The sequence below is a fragment of the Gemmatimonas sp. genome (assembly GCF_044344655.1).
Lineage (GTDB): Bacteria > Gemmatimonadota > Gemmatimonadetes > Gemmatimonadales > Gemmatimonadaceae > Gemmatimonas.
On record NZ_JBIJCN010000012.1, the window covers coordinates 16,146 to 30,217 of the forward strand.

A 14,072-nucleotide genomic window follows, 5' to 3' on the forward strand; every position below is an offset into this window, starting at 1 on the left:
CCTACTGCACCCAGACCCCGCTCTGACCGGTGAGCCGCGCGCGGACCACGATGGCGGTGGCGGTGGTGCCGACCTCCACAATCTGCACCTCGCGCACGCTGCTGCCCATCACGACCCCCGGCGCAAGCTGGCCGTTGAGCTTCACCATGAGCTCCGTACGGGCTGAATCAAGCTGCGCACCGAGCGGCACCTTGCCGCCACTGGTGGCACGGCGCACCGCGAGCGACACGAGTGGCGCCGCCAGTGTCGCCTTCACCCGCGAGAGTGCGCCACGACTCTGCAGCGACCAGTCGAGGTCATCGAGCCGGAGTTCACGGGCGACCGAATCCCAGCGCACGCGCGACACGAGCCCTAGGCGCCCGCGGAGCGCACCGGACACCGCAAGATCCACGGTGATGGTGTCCCCTGCCCCGCGCACGAACACGGTATCGACCTTGACCGACTGCTTTGCCGTTTCGGCGATCATCAGTTCGGTGGCACGACGCGACAACTCCGCGAAGGGCAACTCCACCGTGACCGGCACGATGAAGTCGGCGGGCGCCGTCCCGAGTGTCAGTGGCGGCAGCGGACGCGCGCGCACGGCAGGACGCGCTCCGGCCACGATACGCGGGCGCGCATACAGAACCATGGTGGTGGTGATGTTCACGCCGGCGCCGACGAACGGCGTCACGCGCACCGCTTCCGGCTCGAGTAGCATCCACAGCGTGCCCAGCGAATCGAGCGCGGTGGGTTCGAGAAAGCTGCGCCAGAGCGAATCGGCCAGGGGGCGAAAGTCGGCCGCTACGGGAATGGCGGTATCGGCCTGCGCCGCGAAGCGCCCAAGCTGATTGTCAACAACCGATTGCAGCGTACGCGTGGCATTCACCTCGAGCGCCGTCACGCGGCACTCATCGCGCAACGTGGCCGCAAGCCGGGTCTCCTGGGCACCAATGCGCCAATCGCGCCGCCAGTACAGGGCGGTGCTCATGGAGAGCGAGGCGCGACGCATGGTCTCGGGGGCGTAGCCGCAACTCGCCACCCGCGCTCCGCCCACCACACCGAGCCGCGCGCGATACGCGAGTTCCGTATCGATCAGCAGTCGATTGCCCTCGCTGTGTAGCACAAGCGGCTCGCGGCGATACACGTACTGGTGACAGACCAGTCCCTTCGCCGTGGCACACTGAGCCGCCGACAGTGAATCACGCGCGGGAAAGAGCGAATCGAGCGACGGACGCAACGCACGCAACACGTAGGTGACGCGTACGGGGACGACGGCCTGCGCACCAACGCCTGCTGACCCGCTCTTCTCGGTCGGCACCGCCGATCGCGCCCCCGCGCCGGCCGGTACCGGGGCCGGAGCGGGAGCCGGAGCGGAGGAGCAGGCCGCGGCGAAAGCGAGCACCAGGCCCCAGCGCACGACGACCTCCGGCGAGGTATTCGTCAAGGGTACCGAGGCGGCACGAACCGCGGCACGCATCACGGCACGATGCTCACCACGCGCGTTCAGCCCCCGTCCAGTCGAGGAACGCCCCAGTACGATCGAGCGGTAACCGGTCCGACTGCATGAGCATCCCAAGAGCGGCGTCCTCAATTGGTACCTTGAACGCGGGCCCGTCCGGGGTGGTGGCATAGTTTCCGGGGTTGCCCAGACAGAGTACCACGCGCTCGCCAGCGAGATCGTGCGCCAACGTGCGCGCCAGCATGTTCAGTGCGGCCCCACTCGCACAGGTGGCATAGTCTCCCCCCTGCGACTTCCCGGTGAGCGACGCGAGCCAGCTGTTGACCACCAGCACGCGCGCCGCATCCCCGCGCACAAGCCATGGCAGCAGCGTGCGCACCAGCAACAGCGGCGCCACGGCATGACGGCGGAAATGCTCCGTGAGCCCACTGCCGGTGAGGGACTGCAGATGTTCATCGCGCTCCGCTGTTTCGAGGGTGTCATGCGGCCCCAGCTCGGCCGGTCCGATCACGAGCAGGTCGAGCGATTCGGTGAGGCTCTCGAGCACTGGCACCACCTCGGCCACACTCGATGCATCGGCGGGGTCGAGGGGCAGCAGTTCAAGCCCACCAAACTCCGCGCGCAGGTCGGCCAGAATGGGCACCCGCGCCGGGTTGCGGCAGCACGCATACACACGATCCCCGCGTATGAGGCTCTGGCGCACGAGTTCCACGCCGAGCGGGCGCGACGCGCCGGTGACCAACGTGCGTCGGGGACTGCCCGCATTCATTGCGGCATTCATCGTGATGCTCCGCTGCGGGTCTTGAGCACATCGGCGACCGCTTGCACGGTGGCGTCGATTTCGAGGGGACGGTTGGCCTGCGCGAAGTCCGCGCGCTGATGCAGCTCGACGAGCATGCCGGGATCCTTGAGAACGTGTCCGGTGAGTACGGCCACCACGCGGTCGGCTGCCGTGATGGTACCGTTCTGAACGAGTTGTTTCACGCCGGCCACACTGGCAGCGCTTGCCGGCTCACAGCCCACGCCGGCCGCGTCGATCTGCACCTTGGCGTCGATGATCTCCTCGTCGGTCACGCTGAGCACGATCCCGTCGGTTTCGCGGATGGCGCGTACGGCACGATCCCAACTGGCCGGGTCACCGATGCGAATGGCGGTCGCGATGGTTTCGGCCTGCACGCGATGGCGTGCGGTAAACCCTTCGCGGAAGGCACGCGCAAAGGGCGCCGCGCCGGCCGCCTGCACACTCACCAGCCGCGGCAGGCGATCGATCAGTCCGAGCGCGTGCGCCTCACGCAACGCTTTGCCGAAGGCCGCGGTGTTCCCGAGGTTCCCTGCCGGCAACACAATGAAATCGGGGGCCTGCCAGCCAAGCTGCTGCAGGATCTCGAAGACGATGGTCTTCTGCCCTTCCACGCGCCATGGATTGATGGAGTTGAGCAGATAGATGCCCAGCTCACGCGACGCATCCTGTACGAGGCGGAGACAGTCATCGAAGTCCCCGCGTACGAGCAGCGTGGTCGCACCGTACGCGAGGGTCTGCGCCATCTTGCCGAGCGCCACCTTCCCGGCCGGTACGAAGACCAGCCCCAGAATACCGGCCTGCGCGGCATAACTCGCGAGCGCCGCCGACGTATTGCCCGTGCTGGCACATGCCACGGCAGTGGCTCCGGTGCGTACCGCCTGCGTGGTGCCCACCGTCATGCCACGATCCTTGAAGGAACCGGTGGGGTTGTAGCCCTCGTGCTTGAGCAGCAGCCCCTCGCATCCGGCCCAGGCGCTCACACGCGTTCGCGTGAGCAACGGCGTATTGCCCTCGGGGTGGCTCGTGATGGCCTCGCCGGCGGTGGGCATGACCAGCGACTGAAAGCGCCACACACCGCTGGGGTGCCCCATGGGCATCGCACAGCAGTGCTGCATGAAGGCGTGCTGGATCACGTTGGCCGCGAGCGGCGCCCCCATCACGTCGACCGGCGCGCGGTGAATGATCGCGAGCAGCCCACCGCACTGCGGACACTCGGGGCTCGCATCGCGCTCCGCTAGTTCGAGCCCGCAGGCATCGCACCGCTGGAGACTCTGCTGGCCCGGCGCTTCGTGGGCGTGCAGGAAGATCGAATCGTTCACTGCCATGGTCTGGGCCTCAGGCCGGCGTGAGCTGGAGGATGTCGTTGAGCACCCCCGCGGCGGTGACCGCAGGTCCCGCGCCGGGGCCGGTGATCACGAGCGGATGCGCCCGATAGCGTCGGGTGGTGAATACAATCTGATTGTCGGTGCCGCGGAGGCCAGCCAGCGGATGCGACGGCAGCACGGCCTGCAGCCCCACCGTCACCTTCGTGGGCGTGGCGCGCAGTACGTACCGCAGAACGCGCCCCTGCTTCGTGGCGGCGGCCTGCCGCGCAGCCCACAACGCATCTTGCTGGGCAAGCGTCGATTTGAACTTCGCCACGGGCATGGCGCGGAACGCCTCCGGAACCAGCGACTCGACGATCACATCCGCCAGATCACCGGCAAAGCCGATGAGCCGCGCGAGGATCAGCGCCTTGCGTGCCACGTCCATGCCGGAGAGATCGTCGCGCGGGTCGGGTTCGGTGTAGCCGAGCGCCATCGCCTGCCCCAGCGCCTCGCTGAACGGAATGCCCCGCCCGATCTCGGTGAGCAGGAAGCCCAGCGTGCCGCTCGTGCACCCTTCCACGCGCAAAACCTTGTCCCCGGTCTCCACCAGCTTGGCGTAGCTGTCCATCACCGGCAGCCCCGCACCGACCGTGGTTTCGTGCAGAATGCGCGCGCCGTGCTGTGCGGCCAGCGCCCGTAGCGCCTGCACATCGGCCCGTGGCGCCGCAAGCGGCTTCTTGTTGGCGAGCACGATGTCCCAGTCGGCACTGATCGCGCGTCGGATGGCCGGCAACGTTTCGTCAGCGGTGAGATCCACCAACACCGGACGTGAGAGCGCATGCTTTGCGATCTGCGCCACCGCCTCCGGCGCACTGGCACGCTGGGCCTTCGGGAGGCTCATCAGCGAGGCCCCCTTTTCCTTGTGGGAGACGGCCGCCAGCAAGGTGCGCGTAGACAGGCCGTCGGGATCGAAGAGATAGCCACTGCGGTCGATCAGTCCCACGATCGTTGGCTTCACCCGACGGCGTGTACGTGGCAGGATGCGCAGCAGCTCGCGGCCGATGTGCCCCACACCGAGCAGAATCACATCAAGGCGATCGTCGTCGCGCAGGCCGCCGCCGCCGATCTTGTCGAGCTGGAACTCGTCGTGCACCACGCGCGCCGCTCGTTCCGCATCGCGCTCGGCAATGACCACAGAGATGTTGAGTTCACTCGAACCCTGCGCAATCGCCACGATGTTCACCGCCGCCCGCGACAGCGCCGAGAACATGCGGGAGGCAATGCCGGGGGACCCCGCCATGCCGAGGCCCACGACGGCGAGCGTGGCCATACCAGTCTTCACATCCAGACCTTCGAGTTCACGGCGCGATAACTCGAGGGCGAACGCCGGCTCGAGCGCCGTACGAGCGGCCTGCCCTCGATCCGCCGGCACGCAGAACGAGATGGAGTGTTCGGACGAGGCCTGTGTAATGAGCGTGACACTGATGCCGGCCTGCTGCAATGCCGAGAACGTACGCGCGGCAATACCGGGCACCCCCAGCATCCCGTTGCCGGTGACCGTGACGAGCGCCTGATCGCGCACGATGCTGAGCGCCTTGACGGGGTATCGCTGCAGGGTGCGCCGCGTGGAGATCTCCGTACCCGGCGCGTCCGGTTCGGCGAACGGTCGCACGAACACCGGCACTGTGATGTGCGCGAGCGGGATGAGCGCGCGCGGATGCAGCACCTTGGCACCGTAGTACGCCAGCTCCGCCGCTTCGCGCACGTTGAGCTGCGGCACGATGCGCGCACTCGGCACGAGACGGGGATCGGTCGTCATGAGCCCCGGTACGTCTTTCCAGAGCGTAATGCGCTGCGCCTTGAGCGACCGTCCCAGCACCGTGGCGGTGAGATCGCTGCCTCCCCGCCCCAGCGTGACGAGCGCGCCGTCCACGCCGCCTCCCACGAACCCGGGCACGATCGGAACGATCCGACGACGCACCAGTGGCAGAAGCCGCTCCCGCACGAGCTTGTCCGTCACGGACAGGTCGGGAAAGGCGTTGCCAAACACCCCATCCGTTCGGATGATTTCGGCCGCCTCGACGTACTGGGCCTTGGCTCCCCCCCCCTTGAGCCCCGCTACCACCAAGCGCGCCGACAGCTGTTCGCCGCGTGCCACTAGGAAGTCCCGGGTGCGAGGCGTGAGCTCCCGCAGACTGGCCACCCCGTGCGCGAGGGTGCGCAATTCGGCGAACGCTGCGTCGAGGTCCGCCAGCAACAGCTTCCGGTCCCGCGCCAATGACAGGAGGCCCTCGGCCACCTGCCGATGCCGGGTATGCAAGCGGTCGACACCGGCGTCGACCGCGCGACTGTCACCGATCCGCGCCGCCTCGGCGATTGCCAATAAGGCGTCCGTCACGCCTGCGAGAGCCGACACGACCGTCACGGTCCGTGTCGGGCGGGTCGTCAGAATGATGCCAATGGCATGACGGACCGCGGCGGCATCGATGAGCGACGCGCCGCCGAACTTGAAGACCTCGATCGCCGTCGATTTGACTCGTCTGGACGACGGAGCGGACGATGCGGGCATGAATGAGACCGGTGTGTGACAACGCCCGGAGCGCCCTCCGGGACTTCCCGACACTAGTCCCGGCTGCTTCACCTGTCCACACCCTACCGAGAGGGGCATACTTTCCGGCGTACGGGTGCTAGACTCCACCCAGGCTCGTTTTCAGAAACAAGTGAACTCTTCGCCATGACCTTACTCGCCGACGCGCCGCAATTCCCCTATGTCCAGGCGCCGCCCGCGCTGCCGGGACGTCTGGCCGGATTGGCGCACCTCGCGCAGAACCTCGCCTGGAGTTGGAACCGTGAGGCCCGCTCGCTGTTCAGGGCGATCGACGAGAGTCTCTGGCATCGTACGCGCCACAACCCGATCCGCCTGCTTCAGCTGGTGGAGCCGGGGCGCCTGGACGAACTCGCGACCGATTCGGTGTTCTGCGCCTTGTACGACCGCGCCATGCAATGGCTCGCGGCGGAGCGTTCCGTGGAGCACACGTGGTATGCGCGCACCTTTCCCGAGCTTCGTGGCCGGACGGTCGCGTACTTCTGCGCCGAATTCGGCATCCATAACTCGGTCCCCATCTATTCAGGCGGCCTTGGCGTCCTCGCCGGTGACCATCTCAAGACGGCGTCCGATTTGGGCGTGCCGCTGGTAGCGGTGGGGATTCTGTATCGCAACGGCTACTTCGACCAGCGCATTCGGGTGGACGGCTGGCAGGAAGACAGCGATGCGCGCATTGAGTTCGACGGCGTGCCGCTCGTGCCGCTGCCCGGCCGGGATGGGGCCCGCCATCTCGTGACGGTGAACACGTTCGGCCGCGACGTGCACATCCGCGTGTGGAAGATGCAGGTGGGGCGCGTCCCAGTGTATCTCCTCGACTCCGATCTGGAGGAGAACCACCCCGACGACCGTCCCCTCCTCTCGAAGCTGTACTCGGGCGGGCCAGCCATGCGCCTGCGTCAGGAGTGGCTGCTCGGCGTTGGAGGGGTACGCGCGCTCCGTGCGCTGGGCATCGATCCGGCGGCCTGGCACGCCAACGAAGGGCACGCCGCGTTCATGATGGTCGAGCGCGTGCGGGAGCTTTGCATGACGGGGGTGCCGTACGCCGAGGCGGTCAAGCGCGTGCGCAATTGCAGCGTGTTTACCACACACACGCCGGTGCCTGCGGGGCACGACCACTTCAACGTGAATGAAGTGCGCGAGTGCGCCAACGGTGCATGGCAGGACATGGGTATCGACGCCGAGACGTTCCTGCGCATCGGCTATCACCCGGAATCGGGATCGGACGTCTACCACATGACGGCGGCGTCCGTACGACTGTCGCGCCGCGTGAACGCCGTGTCGCGCCGTCATGGGATCGTGACACGCGACATGAGCCGCGCGCTCTGGCCGGGACGTCCGGCAGAATCCATCCCGGTGGGGCACGTGACCAACGGCGTGCACCTCGCCACGTGGATGGCGAACCCCATCATGACGCTGCTCGACGAGCATCTCGGGCCCGCCTGGGGGCACAGTAATGATCCGGCGCTCTGGGAGCAGGTGCTTTCGCTCGACGACGAGACATTGTGGGACACGCATCGGCTCCTCAAGAATACGCTCATGCGCCTGGTGCGCGAGGAGGCCCGCCGTTCCTTCGCGCAGGGTGCGATCGAGACCTCGCAGCTGGTGGGTGCGGGCACGCTGCTCGACCCCAACACGCTTACGATCGGTTTCGCGCGCCGCTTTGCCACGTACAAGCGCGCCGATCTGATCTTCCGGGACGTGGAGCGCCTCAAGCGGCTCGTGACGAACGTGAATCGCCCGGTGCAGATCATCTTTGCCGGCAAGGCGCATCCGGCGGACACGCCAGGCAAGCAGGTGCTGCAGACCGTCTATCAGTTCACGCGCGACCCGCAGTTCGAGGGGCGCATCGCGTTCGTCGAAGACTACGGCATGCACCTCGCGCATCTGCTGGTGCAAGGCGTGGACCTATGGATGAACCTGCCGCGCGTGCCGCTTGAAGCGTCAGGCACCAGCGGCATGAAGGCCGCCCTCAATGGTGTACCGCAGTGCTCCACGATCGACGGCTGGTGGGAAGAGGGCTACGAAGGAACCAATGGCTGGGCCATCGAGCCGGAAGTGGATGACGACGCGGGCGTGAACACCGCCAGCCGCCTGTACGAGCTGCTTGAGCGCGACGTGGTACCCCGCTATTACGAGCGCGACAAGTCGGAATTGCCGCGTCGTTGGCTCACTACGATGAAGCACGCCATCCGTGTGGCCGGCCAGCAGTTCACCGCACGACGCATGGTGGAGCAGTATGCGCGTGCGTACTACGCACCGTCCATCCTTGGCGATTCCCTCCCCGATGATCCACCCGTCGCATGATCGGCCGAGCCGAGCGCCCGCCTCGCGATAGCGGCGCGGGCTTCTGTCAGCATTAATCGTATGACCTTCCCTTCAATGTCAGTCCCTAGCTTTGGTTCGCCACTCGTCCGCACTCCCGGGCATGGCGCGCCGACCATTGTGCACATCACGTCGGAGTACAGCCCCTTTGCCCGCTCCGGGGGGCTGGCCGAAGCGGTCGCGGGGCTGGCAAGGGTGCAAGTGCAGGGCGGCGCCAACGTCGTGGTATTTCTCCCGCTCTACCGGACCGTGCGCGACTGTGCGCCCGATCTCGCACCGCTCGGTCGCCCCATCAGTGTGGATCTCGGTTACCGTAGCGAAGAGGTGCGCTTCTTCCGCGAGGTACGGGCGCCGGAGGGTCCCAAGGTCGTCTTCGTCGATATCCCGTCGGCGTTTGCGCGCGGCGGGTTGTACGGGGAGCACGGTCGGGACTACGCCGACAACGCACGCCGCTTTGCCCTGTTCTCGCGAGCGGTGCTCGACGCCATTCCGCGCCTCATCGGCGGACCGGTCCTGGTGCATGCGCACGATTGGCATGCCTCGCTGGCCCTGCTCTACATGCGGACGTATGCCGACCTGCGCGAGCGCTTCGCCGGCACGCCCACGGTGCTGACGGTGCACAACGCCGGCTATCAGGGCCATTTCCCGGCGTCGATGCTGCCCGAATGCGGTATCCCCCCCGAGGTGTATACGTTCGAGCATGCCGAGTGGTACGGCCGCATCAACTTCCTCAAGGCGGGGCTTACCTTCGCGGACATGGTCATGACCGTGAGCCCCACCCATGCCACGGAGTTGCGCACGCCGGGGGGCGGCTTCGGCCTGCAGGAAGTGTTTCAGTGGCTGGGCAACCGGTTCACCGGGATCATCAACGGCATCGACCAGCAGGTGTGGGATCCTAGCCGCGACGACCAGATCACCGCGATGTACCACGCGGATGATCCGACCAATAAGGCCAAGTGCAAGGCAGCGCTACAGCGCTCATTCGGTCTCCCGCAGCGCCGTCGCACGCCGCTCTTCGGCTTTACCGGCCGCATGGTGGCACAAAAGGGGCTCGACCTCATCCTCAACTCACACTTGGTGCGGCACCTCGACGCACAGTTCGTCTTCCTTGGCGCGGGGGAACCGCGGTACGAGGCGGCGCTCACGGCCCTCGCGCAAGCGCGCCCGCTCCACGTGGGGGTACAGCTCGAGTTCACCGATCGTCTCGAGCATCGCCTCATGGCGGGCGCTGACCTATTCCTCATGCCGTCACAGTACGAGCCGTGCGGCCTCACGCAGTTGCGGGCGCAGCGCTACGGGGCATTGCCGATTGGCCGACGCGTGGGCGGTCTTGCCGATACCATTGAGGACGATGTCACGGGCTTCCTCTTCGACGCCTTCGAACCGCCGGCGCTCGACTGGGCGATTCAGCGGGCGCTCGCGCGCTTCCATAACCCAGCGGCGTGGCTGCCGCGCATGAAGACGGCCATGCTGCGCGACTTCGGGTGGGACCGCTCGGCCGAGCGCTATGCCGAGGGGTACCGTCGGGCGATCGACATCGCCAGAAGGCGCGCCTGACCCTCCCTACTGCCATGCATCATTCGCTGATCGTTCACCAGCATCTCTACCAGCCACCGCGCGAGGATCCGTGGCTGGAGGTGGTGCATGCGGAGCCGTCGGCCGCACCGGATCACGATTGGAATGCGCGGATCAACCGCGAGTGCTACATGCGGCTGGCGCAGGCGGAAGCGCATCGTCGCGATGCGCGAGCGGCGGCCCGGGATCCTGATGCGCGCGCCGGTCTTTCCCGCGTGGTGAACCTCTATGCCTGGTGCTCCTTCGACGCTGGCGCGACCCTGTGCGAATGGCTCGATGGCGAAGCGCCCGACACGTTGCGTGCCATGCAGCAGGGCGACGCGGCGAGCGTGCGGCGGTGGGGGCATGGCAACGCCATCGCGGCCCCCTATCATCACGTGATCCTGCCGCTCGCGGCACCGCGCGAGCGCCGCACGGAGATTCGCTGGGGCCTGCGTGACTTCCGCCGCCGCTTCGGTCGTGAGGCCGAAGGGATCTGGCTGCCGGAATGTGCCGCGGACGACGACACGCTCGAGGCCGTGGCGGCGGAAGGGGTGCGGTTCACGATCCTCGCGCCGTATCAGGTGCAGGGACACGACGGCAGTGGTATGCCGGTACGGTGGGTAGGCGCCTCGGGGCGGACGCTGACGATCGTCCCATACGACGGCTCGCTGGCGGGCGACGTGGCGTTCGGCGGCTTGCTGCGCAATGCGCAGGCGCTTGCGCAGCGCTTCACCCCGTACCGTGACATGCCCATGGTCGCCCCACGCTGTACGACCCTTGCCACCGACGGTGAAACATTCGGCCACCACCACAAGGGTGGGGATGCCGCGCTGCTGGAGGGCCTTTCGCTGGTGGCTCGCCATTCGAGCACACGCCTCACCAACGCAGCGGCACTGGTAGCCAATCACCCGGCGACCCAGACGGTGACGCTCGTGTCGCCGTCGGCGTGGAGCTGTGCACATGGTGTGGACCGGTGGCGCAGCAACTGCGGCTGCCGCTTGGACGGCGGCAAGCCGGCGCTGCAACAGTGGCGCGGTCCGCTGCGGGGGGCGCTCGAGCAGCTGGCCACGCATGCGCACGAGGTGTACGAGCGGGAGGGACGGGACCTCTTCGCCCGCGACGTGTGGGATGTCCGTGATGCGTATGGCGACGTGGTGGCGCAGGACGGCAACGCGCTCGCCGACTTTGCGCGTCTGGTGGCCCGTGACGGCAGCGACGAGACGGCCCTGCAGCGAATACGTGAATTGCTCGAACTCGAGCGCGCCACGCTGCGCCTGTTCACGAGTTGCGCGTGGTTCTTCGACGAGGTGGACCGTCTCGAGGTACGGCAGGTGCTACGCTACGCCGCGCGCTGCCTCGAGCTGAGTGGCGCCGCTGCGCGTCTCACGCCGGCGTTCGTCCAGTGGCTGGCCCCGGCCACCAACGGCCTCGCCGGCTCACCGAGCGCGAGCGATGTGTTCGTGCGCGAAGCCCTGCCCCACCGCGATCATACGCTCTGCGTCGCCGCCTCCGCTATTGCGAGCGCCGCCGCCGGCATGCTGGTGACGCGCGTGACGGTGTACGATGTGCAGGCCTCCCCGGTGGGCACGGCCTGGCAGGTCGACACGACACATCGCCGCACGGGGGCGCGGGCCTCGTTCACCGGCACGGTGCGTGGCGCAGGCCCGTCGCTCCTGGTGCGTCTCGCGCGGGTGCGCTCCTCAGGCGGCGTAGACGGCTCGGAGGAAGAGGTGGCGGTGCACGAGTTCCCGGAGCTCATGGCACAGCTCCTGTTGCGGCGTGAGGCCAGTGAGGATGCGGCGTTGCTGGCGGTCGCGGACTAACCACACCGAGGCGCCTCTCCGGTCGTGCGCGGTTACCTCGTGCCTCCCCACCGGACGCGCAGCCCCACAAACAGCTGCCGCTGAAATGCCGGTGTCCACAGGGCCGGCTGCTGATCGAGCAGATTGTTGCCGCCGGCGGAGAGTTCGGCGGTGGCCGTGAGCTGCAGCCGGAGCTGCGCGTCGACCGACAGCAGCGCCCCCTGCCGACCGATGATGCCCTGCTCGGTGCTGAACGGACCGGTGATGGGCGCGCCGGCGGGGATGCCGATGAGCGGCGCGCTGCCGGTGTAGCGGACCGAGAGATCGGACGCGAGGCCACGCAGCAGTGCGACATCACGCGCCAGACGCACCCGCGCCGTATGAGTGGCCCGGCGGGTGAGTGGCAGACCGGTCCGCAGGTTGCGGGCGTGCAGGAAATCATAGCCGGCGCTGACCTCACTGCCGAACACCGTGAGGCGCACGTTGCTCTCGATCCCCTGCGTGCGCGCGCGCGCCACATTCACGTTGGCATAGGTCTGGAACCCGGCGGCGTTGTCCCCGCGGTAGCTCCAGTCTACCAGATCCTGCACATCGTTGCGGTAGGCTTCCACATCGAACGAGAGACTGCTGCGGGGTGCCCACGTGCCACCGGCACTCGTGCTCCACGACGACTCAGGGCGCAGCTCGGGGTTCCCCACGATCTCATAGCCACCAGCGGGATTGAAAAAGGTATAGCGGATCTCCTTGAACCCCGGGGCGCGGAAGCCACGTGCCATGTTGGAACGCAGGCGCAACGTCGGGCGGGCTTGCCATGCCAATCCCACCGACGGATTGGTGGCGGCACCCCACAGCGTACTCTGGGTGTGGCGCGCCCCCGCCGTGAGCAGCACGTTCCCGACCGTCCACGAATCGCGGGCAAATACTTCGGTGATGAGCTCGCGTGCGCTGTCCCCATCCACCTTGGTGGGTGCTACGAGCGTGCGTCGTGAGTGCTGCACACCGGCATCAATCGCGTGGCCTCCCTTCACTGCGGCATACGCGAGCAGGTAGCGCCCCTGACGTTCCTGCTGCTCCACTGAGTCGGCGGACCCACGAATGGGCAGCAGTTCGCGTGACTGGCGGTACTGATAGCTGAACCGCTGTTGAAAGGCCCGAAGTCGCAGTCGACCGCCCAATGCCGGCCCCTGTACTTCCGCGAAGCCCTGCCCACCGCGGTTGTCGATGAAGCCGTTGAAGTTGGCGTCGAGCGGGAAGCGCTGGCGCTCCTGCGAGCCCTGCACATCGAGGCGGGCACTCCAGCCATCAGCGAGTGCCACACGCACATCGCTGCGCAGATCGAATATGCGGTTGAAGGTGGAGCCGGCCGCGTTGTAGCCGGTAAGCCGATCAGATTGCCGCCAGCCTCCATTGAGGCGATACCCGACCCGCCCCACCGTCTGGCTCATGCCGAGCGTGGCCTCCTCCCGACCGAGTCCTCCCTGACGCACCACCCCGTCGAGGGCGAGCGCTTTGGTAGGCGCCGCCTGCACGATGTTGATCACACCGCCCAGAGCGTCGCTGCCGAATTCCACACTCGACGGGCCCTTGGTGACCTCGATACGCTCGGTCGCGATGGTGCTGAGCCGACCGATGTCGCGACTCTCCACGAGTGAGCCGGCCACCGGCTCGCCGTCCACAAGCACCAGTACCCGAGCATCATCAAATCCACGAATGGAGATGCTCGTTTTGCTGGGCGGGGCCGGCAGCTCCTGCAACCCGGGCAGCTGGCGGAGCAGTTGATTGGCCGCCACCGCGGCCACGGCCTCGATCTCCGCGCGGTCCACCACCGTCACGCTACGCGGCGATTCGCTCGCGCGGATGACGCGTTGGCCCATGGTGGTGGTGAACACGGGCAATACGGTAGCCAGCGGCTCGAGCGCGACCTGCAGCTGTTCGTTCTGCGCGCGTACGATCACCCGCGTCTCACGAAACCCCAGCATGCGGACAAGCAGCGTGTCGCCCGAGCCGGCCGAAAGCTCGAAGCGCCCCTGCTGATCGGTCCGCGCGCGCGAGCTGCCTCCCACGCGTTTCACCTCGGCGGAAACGACAGGCGCCCCGTCACCGCGAGCGGTAACGAGGCCCCTGATCAAGCCGTTGACGGTCTGCGCTGCGCTCTCGCGAGCTCCCGCCGCCAGCAGCAGCACGAGCACCAGCGGACGCATCAGCCGCAGACCGTGCAGCGGTGAACGCAATACCATCG

At 67.4% G+C, this 14,072-nt stretch carries 8 protein-coding genes; 3 read left to right on the plus strand and 5 right to left on the minus strand.

Annotation, left to right across the window (positions count from 1 at the left end):
• Window position 1: 1 nt before the first annotated feature.
• From ACIQ51_RS05375 to thrA, 4 genes are all read right to left on the minus strand, one after another.
• Window positions 2-1,396, minus strand: coding sequence for a DUF4403 family protein (locus ACIQ51_RS05375; RefSeq protein ID WP_396203989.1), 1,395 nt, complete (start codon window positions 1,394-1,396; stop codon window positions 2-4).
• Window positions 1,397-1,469: 73 nt separating this feature from the next.
• Window positions 1,470-2,219 (minus strand): SDR family NAD(P)-dependent oxidoreductase, encoded by a 750-nt coding sequence (locus ACIQ51_RS05380; protein WP_396203990.1) that lies wholly within the window; start codon window positions 2,217-2,219, stop codon window positions 1,470-1,472.
• Entirely contained in the window at window positions 2,216-3,565 is a 1,350-nt protein-coding gene (gene thrC, locus ACIQ51_RS05385; protein WP_396203991.1) for a threonine synthase, read from the minus strand. Before thrC ends, ACIQ51_RS05380 begins: the two co-directional genes overlap by 4 nt.
• 10 nt (window positions 3,566-3,575) lie before the next feature.
• Window positions 3,576-6,116: a bifunctional aspartate kinase/homoserine dehydrogenase I gene (thrA, locus tag ACIQ51_RS05390; protein WP_396203992.1), complete on the minus strand. Its 2,541-nt coding sequence runs from the start codon at window positions 6,114-6,116 to the stop codon at window positions 3,576-3,578.
• A gap of 165 nt (window positions 6,117-6,281) precedes the next feature.
• Here thrA and glgP point away from each other — a divergent pair, with 165 nt between their 5' ends.
• From glgP to ACIQ51_RS05405, 3 genes are all read left to right on the plus strand, one after another.
• The gene (gene glgP, locus ACIQ51_RS05395) at window positions 6,282-8,456 is read left to right on the plus strand and encodes an alpha-glucan family phosphorylase (protein WP_396203993.1); all 2,175 of its coding nucleotides are present in this window, start codon (window positions 6,282-6,284) and stop codon (window positions 8,454-8,456) included.
• A gap of 75 nt (window positions 8,457-8,531) precedes the next feature.
• Entirely contained in the window at window positions 8,532-10,031 is a 1,500-nt protein-coding gene (locus ACIQ51_RS05400) for a glycogen synthase (RefSeq protein WP_396203994.1), read from the plus strand.
• 14 nt (window positions 10,032-10,045) lie between these two features.
• The gene (locus tag ACIQ51_RS05405) at window positions 10,046-11,854 is read left to right on the plus strand and encodes a DUF3536 domain-containing protein (protein WP_396203995.1); all 1,809 of its coding nucleotides are present in this window, start codon (window positions 10,046-10,048) and stop codon (window positions 11,852-11,854) included.
• 32 nt (window positions 11,855-11,886) lie between these two features.
• On the opposite strand, the gene ACIQ51_RS05410 is transcribed toward ACIQ51_RS05405, so the two are convergent.
• Window positions 11,887-14,070, minus strand: coding sequence for a TonB-dependent receptor domain-containing protein (locus tag ACIQ51_RS05410; protein WP_396203996.1), 2,184 nt, complete (start codon window positions 14,068-14,070; stop codon window positions 11,887-11,889).
• Window positions 14,071-14,072 lie beyond the last annotated feature (2 nt).